Source organism: Slackia faecicanis, from assembly GCF_003725295.1.
Lineage (GTDB): Bacteria > Actinomycetota > Coriobacteriia > Coriobacteriales > Eggerthellaceae > Slackia > Slackia faecicanis.
Genome location: NZ_QICB01000001.1, coordinates 321,331 through 334,942, shown reverse-complemented (window position 1 = coordinate 334,942; position 13,612 = coordinate 321,331). Strand labels below are relative to the sequence as shown.

At 63.6% G+C, this 13,612-nt stretch carries 10 protein-coding genes; all 10 read left to right on the top strand.

The features are described from left to right. Positions 1-72 precede the first annotated feature (72 nt). The 10 genes from DMP07_RS01520 to DMP07_RS01475 all read left to right on the top strand — a co-directional run bounded on the left by DMP07_RS01520 (position 73) and on the right by DMP07_RS01475 (position 13,301). A complete protein-coding gene (locus DMP07_RS01520; RefSeq protein WP_148039622.1) occupies positions 73-3,228 on the top strand; it encodes a molybdopterin-dependent oxidoreductase in 3,156 nt (1,051 codons plus the stop codon). A gap of 13 nt (positions 3,229-3,241) precedes the next feature. Beyond that, on the top strand, positions 3,242-4,180 hold the full coding sequence (locus tag DMP07_RS01515) for a 4Fe-4S dicluster domain-containing protein (protein WP_123197385.1): 939 nt from the start codon (positions 3,242-3,244) through the stop codon (positions 4,178-4,180). After that, positions 4,173-4,937 (top strand): cytochrome b/b6 domain-containing protein, encoded by a 765-nt coding sequence (locus tag DMP07_RS01510; protein WP_123197384.1) that lies wholly within the window; start codon positions 4,173-4,175, stop codon positions 4,935-4,937. The genes DMP07_RS01515 and DMP07_RS01510 overlap by 8 nt, the downstream gene beginning before the upstream one ends. 235 nt (positions 4,938-5,172) lie before the next feature. Then, the gene (locus DMP07_RS01505; protein WP_123197383.1) at positions 5,173-6,081 is read left to right on the top strand and encodes a formate dehydrogenase accessory protein FdhE; all 909 of its coding nucleotides are present in this window, start codon (positions 5,173-5,175) and stop codon (positions 6,079-6,081) included. A 148-nt stretch (positions 6,082-6,229) separates the two neighbouring features. Then, positions 6,230-7,294 carry a nucleoid-associated protein gene (locus tag DMP07_RS01500; protein WP_123197382.1) on the top strand — a complete coding sequence of 355 codons (1,065 nt, stop codon included), beginning with the start codon at positions 6,230-6,232 and terminating at the stop codon, positions 7,292-7,294. A gap of 364 nt (positions 7,295-7,658) precedes the next feature. Beyond that, positions 7,659-7,961, top strand: a complete 303-nt coding sequence (locus DMP07_RS01495) for a 4Fe-4S dicluster domain-containing protein (RefSeq protein WP_123197381.1) — start codon at positions 7,659-7,661, stop codon at positions 7,959-7,961. Positions 7,962-7,972: 11 nt separating this feature from the next. After that, positions 7,973-8,971, top strand: a complete 999-nt coding sequence (locus tag DMP07_RS01490; protein WP_123197380.1) for a 4Fe-4S dicluster domain-containing protein — start codon at positions 7,973-7,975, stop codon at positions 8,969-8,971. Beyond that, on the top strand, positions 8,964-9,830 hold the full coding sequence (locus DMP07_RS01485) for an FAD/NAD(P)-binding protein (protein WP_123197379.1): 867 nt from the start codon (positions 8,964-8,966) through the stop codon (positions 9,828-9,830). Before DMP07_RS01490 ends, DMP07_RS01485 begins: the two co-directional genes overlap by 8 nt. Before the next feature lie 300 nt (positions 9,831-10,130). Continuing rightward, positions 10,131-11,810 carry an energy-dependent translational throttle protein EttA gene (gene ettA / locus DMP07_RS01480; RefSeq protein ID WP_123197378.1) on the top strand — a complete coding sequence of 560 codons (1,680 nt, stop codon included), beginning with the start codon at positions 10,131-10,133 and terminating at the stop codon, positions 11,808-11,810. 153 nt (positions 11,811-11,963) lie between these two features. Further along, on the top strand, positions 11,964-13,301 hold the full coding sequence (locus DMP07_RS01475) for a Na+/H+ antiporter NhaC family protein (RefSeq protein WP_123197377.1): 1,338 nt from the start codon (positions 11,964-11,966) through the stop codon (positions 13,299-13,301). The last annotated feature ends 311 nt before the right edge of the window (positions 13,302-13,612 follow it).

Below are 13,612 nucleotides of genomic sequence, written 5' to 3'. Positions count from 1 at the left end.
CATTTTCCGAGCGCATGCTTCGATTTTCGAAAACGTATACACCGCAGTGAAAGAAAGAAAGGAGACGAGGCTATGGACCTGACACGCAGGGGCTTTTTCAAGGCCGCGGGCGCCACGTTCGCGGCAGGCGCCGCATTCCAACTCGCATCGGCTTCGCCGGCACTCGCCGTCGAGCCCGATAAGAACTGGAAGCTCGTGAACACCGAAGAGTACACGAATATCTGCTGCTATTGCGCCGGCGGTTGCGGCTCGCTGTGCTCGGTTCGCGAGGGCGAGCTGATCAATCTGGAGGGCGATCCCGACCATCCGATCAATCAGGGCGGTCTGTGCCCGAAGGGTGCTTCGATGTTCCAGCTTCGCAACATCGTCGATCCCGAGACGCGCGAGGTCGTCAAAAACCCCGATCGTATCTCCCGTCCTATGGTGCGCCGTCCGGGCGCTTCCGATTGGGAGGAAATCAGCTGGGAAGACGCCATCGAGGAAATCGCGCGCAACGTCAAAGACACGCGCGACGCCACCTTCGTCGAAACCGACGAGACCGGCCTCACGGTGAACTACACGCCCGCCATCGCGAGCTTGGGCGGCAGCCAGCAGAACTCCGAGGAAGAATATCTCATCCTCAAGGCCATGCGCAGCCTGGGCGTCGTAGCAGTCGACAACCAGGCCCGTGTTTGACACGGCCCCACCGTTGCCGGTCTGGCAGCATCATTCGGTCGCGGCTCTATGACGAGCCATTGGTGCGACTTCCAAAACGCCGACGTCATCATGAACATCGGCTCCAACAGCGCGGAAAACCACCCCGTCAGCTCGAAGTGGATTCATAAGGCCCACGAGCGCGGCGCGAAGTGGATCGTCGTCGACCCGCGCTATACCCGTACGGCCGAGCAGGCCGATATCTATTGCCCCATCCGTTCGGGCACCGATATCGCGTTCTACGGCGGTCTGTACAACTACATCATCGAAAACGATCTGTGGCAGCATGAATACGTGCTGAACTACACGAACGCTTCCTACCTGCTCGATCCCGAATACGAATTCGATCCCGCGACCGGCTTCTTCAGCGGCTGGGACGAAGAGGCGGGCAAATACAGCAACCACAGCTGGCACTACCAGGTCGAGTCCGAAACCGTCTGGGACACCTCCGAAGGCGGCGATTACGCATGGGCCGTCGCAGAGGGCGTGCCCGAGTTCACTCCTCCCGTGGTGCAGCATCCCAAGCGCGATATGACCCTGCAAGACCCGCTGTGCGTCTTCCAGCAGTTCAAGAAGCATTATTCCCGCTACGACATGGACACCGTGTGCAGCATCTGCGGCATGGACAAAGAGACGCTCGAGCTGGTGTATTCCACCTACGCCTCCACCGGCCAGCCCGGCAAGGCGGGCGCCGTCCTGTACGCGCTCGGCCAGACGCAGCACACCTACGGCGCCCAGAACACGCGCGCCATGTCCGTCCTGCAGCTTCTCCTGGGCAACATCGGCGTTCCCGGCGGCGGCCTCAACGCTTTGCGCGGCGAGCCCAACGTCCAGGGCGCTACCGACATGGGCATGCTGGTCAACGAGCATCCCGCATATCTGAAGTGGGCCAACACCACCGACCGCTCCTCGCTGCGCAAGTGGCTCGAGTCCCAGACGTATTCCGACGGCTACTACACCAACAAGCCCAAGTTCCTCATCTCCAGCTTGAAGGAATGGTTCGGCGAGAACGCCACGGTCGAAAACGACTACGGCTACGATTGGTGGCCGAAGGTCCCCACGTCGCCCGACTTCACCATGATGTCCACGTTCGAACTCATGGACCAGGGCGTCATCAAGGGTTACTTCAACTGGGGCATGAACCCGTGTCACTCCGCTCCGAACGCAGGCTTCGTCCGCCGTTCCATGGCCAAGCTCGACTGGCTGGTCGTCGCCGACCAGGTGGCCACCGAGTCGGCCACGTTCTGGAAGGCCCCGGATATGAATCCGGAGGAAATCGACACCACGGTGTACTTCCTGCCGTGCGCGCTGATCTATGAGAAGCCGGGCATCATCTTGAACTCCGGCCGCTGGATGCAGTACCGCAACAAGGCGGTCGAGCCGTGGGATATGGCCAAGCCCGACTACGAGATGTGCGACCTCATCTGGCGCGAGGTCTGCCGTCTGTACGAGGAAGAGGGCGGCGCCAACCCCGACCCGATTCTCAAGACGAAGTGGGACTACTACGTCGACGGCAAGATCGACCCGCGTCCCGTGGCGTGGGCGCTCAACGGCTACCGCGTCGCAGGCACCGAGTGCAACACGACGTCCGCCGCGCCTAAGACCGACCTGCTTCCGGGCTACGGCGACCTGAAGGCCGACGGCTCCACCGCATGCGCGATGTGGATCTACTCGGGCTTCTGGAGCAACAACGACGCGCCGCTCGATGCGGCCGAGCAGCCCATCGGCCGTCGCGACAATTCCGACGCTTCGGGCATCGGCCTGAATTCGACCTGGGCATACGCCTGGCCGAATAACCGCCGCATCCTGTACAACCGTGCTTCCGCCGACATGGCGGGCAAGCCGTGGAACCCCGAGAAGGTCCTGGTCGAGTGGACCGGCGACAAGTGGAACCTGGTCGACGCCGCCGACTTCGTCGCGGCCAAGAACGGCAAGCCCGTTCCGCCGAACGACAAGGCCTTCTTCATGCTGTGGGAGCAAAACGGCCGCCTGGAGAGCTACGGCATGGCCGACGGCCCGCTGCCCGAGCACTACGAGCCGTTCGAGACGCCTGTCGAGAGCAATCCGCTCAACGGCGCCCTCAACAGCCCCTGCATGCAGTTCGCGCGCAACGAATCCACCCGCAAGGGCGATTCGGCCGAATACCCGATCGTTGCCACCACGTACTCGGTCACCGAGATGTGGCAGACCGGCGGCCAGTCGCGCATGTGCCCGGCGCTCGTCGAGGCCATGCCGTCCCAGTTCGTCGAGATCAGCGAAGAGCTGGCGGCCGAGAAGGGCATCGAGAAGGGCGACAAGGTGCGTGTGTTCAACAACCGCGGATCGGTCGTGGTCGACGCCATGGTCACCAAGCGCATCAAGCCGCTGACGGTGCACGGCGAAACCCAGCACCTGGTGGGCCTGACCCATCACTACAGCTGGGCCGGCGTCTTCGGCACGGGCGACACCGTGAACGACCTCACCCCGAACGTGGGCGACCCCAACTCGTTCACGCCCGAGTACAAGGCGTTCCTCGTGGACATCGAGAAGGCATAGGGAGTGAATTGGCATGAGTGAAAAAGCAATATTGTTCGATTCCTCCAAATGCACGGCCTGCAAGGGATGCCAGATCGCATGCAAATGCTGGAACGGCCTGCCGTCGCCGACGGGGCTTAACGAGAACGTGTTCTCGGGCACGCTCCAAAACCCGCCCGACGTCAACGGCGACACGCGCCTGATCATCACGTTCAACGAGATGGAGGCCGAAGAGGGCATGTCGAACAAGAGCATCGCGTGGGCCTTCGGCCGCCGCAGCTGCCAGCATTGTTCGGACGCCCCGTGCGCCCAGGTCTGCCCGGGCGGAGCGCTCGTCAAAGACGAGGCCACCGGCTTCGTTTCCGTCGACGACTCCAAGTGCATCGGCTGCCAGTACTGCAGCAGCGCCTGTCCTTTCGACGTGCCGCATTATTACGGCGCGCAGAGCAAGGTCAACAAGTGCACGGGCTGCATCGACCGCGTGGAAAACGGCATGGCGCCCGCATGCGTGAGCACCTGTCAGCCGGGCGCTCTGCAGTTCGGCGACCGCGACGAGATGATCGCCATCGCCCATAAGCGCGTCGAGTTCCTCAAGGCCCACGGCTACGAGAAGGCGACCGTGTACGGCGAGAACGAAATGGGCGGCCTCCATGTGATCCAGGTGCTGAAATACGGCGTCGAGGCGCATGGCCAGGTCGAAGATCCCAAGGTGAGCCCCATGGTCGGCCTGCAGCAGATCATGAAGCCCATCACGGCCGTCGGCACGGGCGCCACGGTGCTCGGCCTGGGCGCCATGTTCGCCCTGGCGGCCGGCTATCGCCACAAGAACCTCGCGTACAACGAGAAGACCGGCGATACCATCGATGTCGACACCGGCGAGGTCGTCAAGCACGGCGACGCTCAGGACGAGCTGACGGTCGTCGAGCATCTGACCGAGAACCTGCCGAAGAAGAAAGGAGGCAGCCATGAGTAGCGCCGTGAAGGTTTCCGCCGCCGACGAAGCCCTCGACCGAGAGTTCCTCGAAGAGCGCAAGGCGAGCGAGACGGGCCGATACATCAAGCGCCATTCCAAGCAAGCGCGCTGGACGCACGGCATCACCATCGTGTGCTGCATCCTGCTGTGCTTCAGCGGCCTGTTCGTGTTCGTCCCGGCCCTGGGCCAGGCCATCGGCGCCGATACGGTGTTCGTGATCCGCATGGCGCATCGCGTGCTCGGCGTGCTGTTCGTCGCCGTCCCGCTGATCAGCGCGATCATGGCTCCCAAGGGCGTCGTGCACATCTTCAAGAACCTGTTCGCGAAGTGGGATTCTGACGATAAGAAGTGGATGATCCTCTTCTTCCCGTACCTGTTCATGGCCCGCTTCATCCACATGCCCGACCAGAGCGAGGTCAAAAGCGGCCAGCGTTTCGCCGACGGCATGTTGTGGCTGTTCGGCGGCCTGATGGGCATCACGGGCATCGCCCTGTTGCTCGACACCACCGTGCTCGATTTCGGCGCGACCGTCTACGGCGTCATGCTGTTCCTGCACGACCTGGGCTTTTTGGGCATCGCCGTGTTCGGTCTGGCGCACATCTTCCTGGGCGGCGGCATCTTCCAGCCGTACAGGGGCATGCATCGCGCCATGTTCGGCGACGGCCTCGTCTCCGAATCCGATGCGCTCTATCACTGGGGCCATTGGGCCCGTGCCGAGCTCGAAGACGGCAAGAACGTGGTCGAAAAGCGCAAGTAGGCGTTTTCGACTCGGGTGTTTTCGGCTGGAAAGCCGCCCTGCGCGGCGCGCTTTCCAGCCTTCTCGACGGCCCGACGCGCCGCTATCCCGGCTCGTGCCGGCGGCGGCGCTTCGGGCCGTCGTTCGACGTGAAAGGCGCCTTGTCGCTTCGTTCGATAAGGCGCCTTTCGCTTCGAATGCGTTTCATGCAGGAATTCGGACTCGGCCGCATTTCGGCCGGGATGGGAGAGTATCCATGAATCTGAAGTTGGCGGATGCGGCGCTGGCCGCATATGAAAAGCAGCTCGACGATGCCGACAACGCCAGGCTCGCGTTCTTCCGCGCGATCTGGGACGTGCGCGAGCGGATCGCGGCCGAGCATGCTCCGCGCGCGCATGTGATGCCTGCGGCCGACGACCTGCGCGCCTGGGCTGCGGAGGGCGCGCCCGTGCTCCATCGCGCGTCGCTTGCGATCGATGCGGCGGTTCTGGCCGACGCGTGCGGCGCCGTGGCCGCCTGCATCGCCGAAAAGGGCGGGTTCGCGCCCGAGGCGACGACCGCGCTTTCCTCGTTCGATTGGGCGGCGGCCATCGACGGCTCGCCGCTCGAGGTGGCGGGCAGCAATCCGTCCGCCTATGTGGACGCGTTCGCGCAGAGGCTTCTGGCCGACGGCGCCGACGAGGCGGCGGCTTCCGTCATCGTGTCGGCGGTGTTTTACGCCCTGCGCGCGCTCGTCGAGCCTTCCGCGGCGGCCTTGCAGCGCGCGCTCGAAGACGCAGGCGCCGACGAGGGCCATCCGCTCGAGTGCCCCGTGTGCGGCGCGCCCGCCACGGCGGCCCGCGTGGGCGTCACCAAGAAAAGCGACGGCCGCGCGAAAACCCTGTGGTGCGCGCAATGCGGTTGCACGTGGGCGTTCGAACGCGTGCGCTGCGCCCGTTGCGGCACGCGCAACCAGGGCCATCTGCATTACTTCAACGTGGAAGGCGACGATTCCCATCGCATCGCCACCTGCGACGAGTGCGGCGGCTACATGCGCACCGTGTTCCAGGACGACGCACTCGCCCCGTTCTCCTTCGACGTGGAAGACGTGGTCATGGCGCGTCTCGACTCGATAGCCCTCAACCAGCTGGCCGCCCAGGAGCAGGCCGACGCGGCGCAGGGCTAGGGGCGTTCGCGTCCTAGAGCCGCCGGCGGCATCGCCTCGTGCATTCGCGGCCCGGCATCCGAACGCGCTTCGGGTGCCGGGCCGCTTTCGCGTGCTATCCTGTATGGCCGCATATCGAACCAACGAGTCGAACGAGGAACGAAGGCTTATGAGCACCCGTATCAACCATGCCGTCTTGCACGTTTTCGATTTCAATTCGTGCGTGAACGTCTTTTCTGAAGAAGAGCTCGATCTGTCGAGCCGCCAGGTGAAAAACTACGTGGCCACGCACGCCCGCCGCGCGCTTTCGAATATCGACAACAAGCACGGCTCTTTTTCCGATGACAGCATGTTCGCCGAGAGGCTGCGCGCCTATCGCGACGGCGGGGTCGATTTCGTCGATCTGTCCATCGAGGCGGCGCAGTATCTTTGCGGTCAGCTGGAGCATCAGGACAAGGCGGCATCGGCCGACCTGCTCGCGATCGATTTCGAGGAGGATGCCGAAATCGAGGCGGGCACCGAAAGGGAAGATGCGGTCGACGAGGCCTTCGACGGCCGCACGCCTCGCTATTTCGCCCTGCTGCTGCTGGAAAGCAAACAGGCCTACATGCATGAAGTGGGCCGCGCCGACAACGGGGCGGTGCGCAATTCGATCGCCCGCCATTACGCCATCCTTCCCAATCCTTCGCAGAAGGTGGCCTCGTATGCGGTCGTCGACCTGCGTTCGATGTCCGTGCTTTTCTGCGACAAGCCGCGCTCCATTTCGGGCGAAGACCGCCTGATCATTCCCGACGGGCTTTTGCAGTGCACCAACGAGGCGTCGAGCAAAGAGGTCATCGATGCGGTGACCCGCATCGTCGAAGAGGTCGCCGAGGAATACGGCGCCAATACGGCGGTGGCGCTTTCGAAAGCGAAGGCGTGCGTGAACGAAGCGGCCGACGACGAGGAGTATCTGGCTCCGTGGGACATGGCGGCCGACGTGTTCGAAGACGAGCCCCTGCAGAAGCGCTTCGAGCAGGCGGTGGCCGAAGAGCGGCTTCCCGAGCGCATTCCCGTCGAGAAGAAAGTGGCCCAGCGCGTGGCGAAAAATCACAAGATACGAACGGATACGGGCATCGAAATCACGTTTCCTTCGGAATACAGCAACAGCTCCGAGTACATCGAGTTCGTCAACGCCCCCAACGGCCTGATCAGTATCGAGTTGAAAAACATCGGCAGCATCGAGAACCGCTAGCCGAAAGCCGTCTTTCGAGGCGCCCGGTCTTTCAAGGCCAGGCGCCTTCGTTTTACACTCGGGCAGACCTTTCGGGCGTGCATACGTTCTGCATAATCATGGAGATGCATTCATAATTCGAGTTGAGAAACGGGCGGCGAACGGCAGGGGGCGCACGGTTGCGCCGATTGGCGGCCAATAGCGTCGGCGGCCATCTTGTGTGCCACGGACCCAATTATCAGTGAGATAGTTTCAATTGCACAAAGGGAGGAATATCTCTTCCTCCGCCCATCGATCCGACAATGAAAAAATTCCGGGCCCTTGAGGGCTTAGCTTCGTATTGCCTGGTCATGGTGGGTGTACGTTCGCGTGGAAGGAGCGTGCTATGGGTCCGGTCGTCCTGACGAAGGCGCGGGAATCGCAATGGCGGCGCATAGCCGCGATCGCATCCGACGCCGGAGTGAATCTTAAAGACTGCTATCAGCGCGGCAAATGCACGGCAGGCTGCATCGAATGCGGCGAGTGCGAGCGCGTGTGTCCCATGGATCTGCCGCTCATGAGCCTCGTGCATAAGCAGGTGCGCGATATCGACCGCCTGTTCGGACCCTACGAAGGCGGCGGCCTGAGCGATGGCGGCCCCGATCCGCTGCGCACGTACAGGACCGACGACGTCGAGGAATTCATGTAAGGAGGCCGCTCATGGCGATTTCGAAAAGCGCCGTCGCCGCTCTTCTCGAGCGCATCTCGGCAACGCAGCCGGTTTTCGTCCCGTGCAAGGTGAGCGGCGGCTCGAAGTTCGTCGAGTTCGGCGAAGGCGTGGTGCCGGCGTTCGACATGCAGAACACCAAGGAGCCGCCGAAGGAGCTGTTCTTCCCGGCGACGGAGAAGATGTATCGCTGGAAAAGGCACGAAGGGGAGCTTTCGATCGAGCAGGCGGCGCTTGCCGACGCCCCGTTCACCGTCTTCGGCGTGCGGCCGTGCGATATGGCGTCGATCGACAGGCTCGACCAGGTGTTTTTGACGAAGGGGTTCGTCGACGAGTTCTACGAGGCGCGCCGCAACGCCGCGACCGTGGTGGCCATGGCGTGCCCGACGGCCGACAGGACCTGTTTCTGCTCGTCGATGGGCGTCGATTCGGGAGCCGCGCCTTCTGCCGACGTGCTGCTGACCGATTGCGGCGACTGCTACGAAGCGGCGGCGCAGACGCCGCGCGGCGAGGCGGCCGTGCGCGCGTGGGGAGACGCCGTGAGCGCTTGGGCGCCCGCGTCGGCGCCCAAGCGCGCGGCCTGCACCCTCGAGGTGGATGCCGAAGGGCTGGCCGAAAAGCTTCCGCACCTGTTCGAAAACGACCTTTGGGAAGACGTCGCCGCATCGTGTCTGACGTGCGGCACCTGCACCTTCGTCTGCCCGACATGCTATTGCTTCGACATCAGCCAGGACGTCCGTGCCGACGAAGGCTCGCGTTTCCGCTGCTGGGACAGCTGCATGTTCGCGGATTACACGCAGATGGCGGGCGGCCACAACCCGCGCGCCCGCAAAAGCGCGCGGGTGCGCCAGCGCTTCATGCATAAGCTGTGCTTCTTCGAGCAGCGCTACGGAACGGGCCTGTGCGTCGGGTGCGGCAGATGCATGAGGGAGTGCCCCGCATCGGTGGATATAACGCGCATCATCGAGCGGATTGGAGAGGCCGATGTCTAAGATCGGGATTTTCCACGGCTGCGCCCATCTGTGCGAGCCCTATGTTCCCCAGGTCTGCAGGGTCGTCCGGATCGAGAGCCAGACGCGCGACGTGAAGTCGATCCGCCTGCAGACGCTCGACGGCGCGCGTCCCTTCGACGTGCTGCCGGGCCAACTGGGCATGCTGTCCGTGCCTCCGTTCGGCGAGTGCATGTTCGCGGCGACCTCGTTCGGCGACGATTACGTCGAAATGGCCGTGAAGCGCGTCGGCTTCGTGACGGAGCGCATCCACGAGCTGGGCGAGGGCGACCAGGTTGGCCTGCGCGGGCCGTACGGCAACTGGTTTCCGTACGAATCGTGCCGCGGCCGCGACATGCTCTTCGTGTCGGGCGGCATCGGCTTGGCGCCGGTGCGCTCGTTCATCCGCCATTGCCTCGACCATCGCGACGATTACGGCCGCATCGATATCGTGTACAGCGCCAGCTCGAAGGCCGACCTGGTCTATCTGGACGAGCTGACGAACGATTGGCCGAACAGGCCCGACACGCACGTCCACGTGAGCGTCTACCACGGAAGCGACGATTGGGACGGCCCGGTTTCTTATACCGCGCCGTATCTCGAGCAGGTGTTTCGCGACAACGGGCTTTCGACGGAGAACCGCGCCGTGGTGCTGTGCGGCGGGCCGAGCCTGTTCCGCACGTGCCGCGCGACGCTTTCCGAGCTGGGCGTGTCGCCCGCAGACATCATCACCACGCTCGAGGCGCGCATGAAGTGCGGCGTGGGCAAATGCGGCCGGTGCAATATCGGCGGCCGCTTCATCTGCCTGGACGGCCCGGTGTTCACCGAGGAAGAGCTGGCGTCGGTCGCGCGCGACTTCTGACGGGCCTGTCGGAGGCGCGCCGGCGCGGCGGGGCGTACGGCGCAACGGGAAGGACGCGGCTTCGGCCGCGTTCTTTCGTATGGACGGGTTTGCGCGGGAGCGAGCGCGCCCTTTCGGGCGGGCGGAGGCGCCTTTGCCGCGTCGCTGCGGCGAAATGCTGCGGCGAAGCGCCGTTCCGCCCGGTAGAATACGCAGGACGCGGCGTGAAACCGCGTTCTTTTTTCGCACGAAGCGCCCCGGCTTCGCCCTGCGCGGCCTCGGCGTGTTTCTTGAACCGAACCTGAAGAAGGGAAGTGTCGCATGGCGGAATTCATCTACACCATGTACAAGGCGCGCAAGGCGCACGGCGACAAGGTCATCCTCGACGACGTGTCGCTGTCGTTCTATCCCGGCGCCAAGATCGGCGTGGTCGGCCCGAACGGCATGGGCAAGTCCACGCTTCTCAAGCTGATGGCCGGCATCGAGGAGGTCTCCAACGGCGAGGCTCGCCTGAGCCCCGGATACACGGTCGGCATCCTGCAGCAGGAGCCGCCGCTGGACGAGGACAAGACCGTCCTCGAGAACATCCAGATGGCGTTCGGCGACATCCTGGCCAAGATCGATCGCTTCAACCAGGTCAGCGCCGAGATGGGCGATCCCGACGCCGATTTCGACGCGCTCATGGAGGAAATGGGCAGGCTTCAGGACGAAATCGACGCCGCCAACGGCTGGGATCTGGACAGCCAGCTTTCCCAGGCCATGGATGCGCTGCAGTGCCCCGAGCCCGACATGCCCGTGAACGTGCTTTCGGGCGGCGAGCGCCGTCGCGTGGCGCTGTGCCGTCTGCTGCTCGAGGCTCCCGACCTGCTGCTGCTCGACGAGCCCACCAACCACCTCGACGCCGAGAGCGTGCTGTGGCTCGAGCAGTTCCTCAAGCGCTACCAGGGCGCGGTCCTGGCCGTCACTCACGACCGCTACTTCCTCGACAACGTGGCCGAGTGGATTTGCGAGGTCGACCGCGGCCATCTGTATCCCTACAAGGGCAACTACTCCACCTATCTCGAGACCAAGGCGGCCCGTATGGCCGCCCAGGGCCAGCGCGACGCGAAGCTCGCCAAGCGCATGCAGGCCGAGCTTGAATGGGTGCGCAGCTCTCCGAAGGCGCGCCAGGCCAAGAGCAAGGCCCGTCTGGAGAACTACGACCGCATGGTGGCCGAGGCCGCGCAGTCCAAGAAGGTCGACTTCACCGACATTCATATTCCCGCAGGTCCGCGCCTGGGCGCCGAGGTGCTCAACGTGGAGCATCTGCACAAGGCGTTCGGCGACCGCGTGCTGATCGACGATCTGTCCTTCAGCCTGCCGCGCAACGGCATCGTCGGCGTGATCGGCCCCAACGGCGTGGGCAAGTCCACGCTGTTCAAGATGATCGTGGGCAAAGAAGAGCCCACGTCCGGCGAGCTCAAGCTGGGCGAGACCGTCAAGGTGTCCTACGTCGACCAGAACCGCGAGGGCATCGACGCCGACAAGACCCTGTGGGAGGTCGTTTCCGACGGCCTCGACTACATGCAGGTCGGCGAGACCGAGGTTCCCAGCCGCGCCTACGTGTCCGCGTTCGGCTTCAAGGGCTCCGACCAGCAGAAGCCTGCGGGTGTTCTGTCCGGCGGCGAGCGCAACCGCCTGAACCTCGCGCTCACGCTCAAACAGGGCGGCAACCTGCTGCTGCTCGACGAGCCCACCAACGACCTCGACGTCGAGACGCTCGAGAGCCTGGAAGAGGCGCTGATGGAGTTCCCGGGCTGCGCCGTGGTCACGAGCCACGACCGTATGTTCCTCGACCGCATCGCCACGCACATCCTGGCGTGGGAGGGCACCGACGAGAACCCCGGCAACTGGTTCTGGTTCGAGGGCAACTTCGACAGCTATCAGAAAAACCGCATCGAGCGTTTGGGCGAAGAGGCCGCCAAGCCGCATCGCATCCATCGCAAGCTGACGCGCGACTAGGCGCGTCGCGGACAGGGCGCGCCGGCGCGAAGCCGGGCGCCCTTCTTCGCGCATGAAGGGCGTCTGCTTCGGGCTTTTCCGCGGCGGCGCCTTCGCAATAGATCTGAGGCGTTTCATGCGCGCCTCTTTCGAAACCCGTTTGAAAGGTAGGAAATGGAAAACGAAGCGAAGGAGAAGGGCAACGTCAAGGCGTTGCTCCCTATCGGAGTCTTTCTGGTCCTGTATCTGGGCATCGGCATCGTGTTCGAGTACGTCATGGGTATCTCGATGGGCTTTTACAACATCCCCATCGTCGTGGTGTTCCTGATCGCGCTGCTCGTCGCGTGCTTCCAGAACCGCAAGCTTCCCTTCGAGGAGAAACTTGCGGTTATGGGAAAAGGCATAGGCGATAAGACCATCGTCACGATGATTCTCATCTTCATGGCGGCCGGCATCTTCGTCGGCGTGGTCGGTCGCGATAGCGCCGAAAGCGTGGCGTATCTGCTGCTGTCGGTCATCCCTCCGCAATACGCGGTGGCGGTCCTGTTCGTGGTGAGCTGTTTCGTGTCCGTGTCGATGGGCACCTCGGTCGGCACCATCACGCTGATCGCGCCGATCGCCGTGGCCGTTTCGGCCGCTTCCGGCTTCGATTTGCCGCTGTGCATCGCCGCAGTCATGGGCGGCGCCATGTTCGGCGACAACCTGTCGTTCATCTCCGACACCACGATCGCCGCCTGCCAGGGCCAGGGCTGCAAGATGCAGGATAAGTTCCGTGAGAACTTCAAGATCGCGCTTCCCGCGGCCATCGTCACGCTGATTCTGATCTTGGTGCTTTCCATGGGCGCCGACCTCAACGGCAGCATCTCCCATGATTACGACCTGATCCAGCTCATTCCGTACGTGATCGTCCTCATCGGCGGCATCGTCGGCATCAACGTCTTCATCGTGCTGCTGCTCGGCATCCTTTCCGGCACGGTCATCATGGTGGCCACGGGCGCCACGCCTGCCACCGAGCTGCTCGCCAACATGGGCTCCGGCGCCGCCGGCATGTTCGAGACCACCATGGTCGCGGTGCTCGTCAGCGCGATCTGCGCGCTCATCCGCGAGCACGGCGGTTTCGTTGCCCTGCTCAACGGCATCAAGAGCCTGTTCAAGTCCCGCAAGGGCGGCATGCTCGGCATGGGCCTGCTCGTCGGCGCGATGGACGTCGCCACCGCTAACAACACGGTGGCCATCGTCATGGCCAACCCGATCGCATCCGATATGGCCAAGACTTACGACATCTCCAAGCGCAAGACGGCGTCGCTGCTCGACACCTTCTCCTGCGTCTTCCAGGGCGTGATCCCCTACGGCGCCCAGATGCTGGTTGCCGTGTCCGCTGCGGCCGAACTGGGCTATGCGGTGTCCGCGTTCCAGATTATGCCGCTGCTGTTCTATCCGTTCCTGCTGCTGCTCAGCTCGCTCGTCTTTATTTTCGTCATTCCTGACAAGCGTCATTACGACGGCGAATAGCGCGCCGCAGGCCGCTTTCCTTCGAAGAAGGGCTTTCGAGCGTCCGGCCGCATGCCGGACCGAACTCTCGATATCTGACCCGGAATGAATCTTCATTCCGGGTCTTTTCACGTTTGGAGGCGGTTTGAAGCGCGAGGGGATGATCGGCGAAGCCGTCGACCCTCTCGAAGAGGGGCGCGCCCGGGCATTTTTCCTCGCCGAGGCCTTTCGTATGGACGTTTCGTGTCGGAATTGCAAGAGAAGGGCAATGTTGTTCGACTGCGGCCTTCTTTTGATGCGGGGCGCCCGCGCGAAGCCCCGTCTTTGCTAAA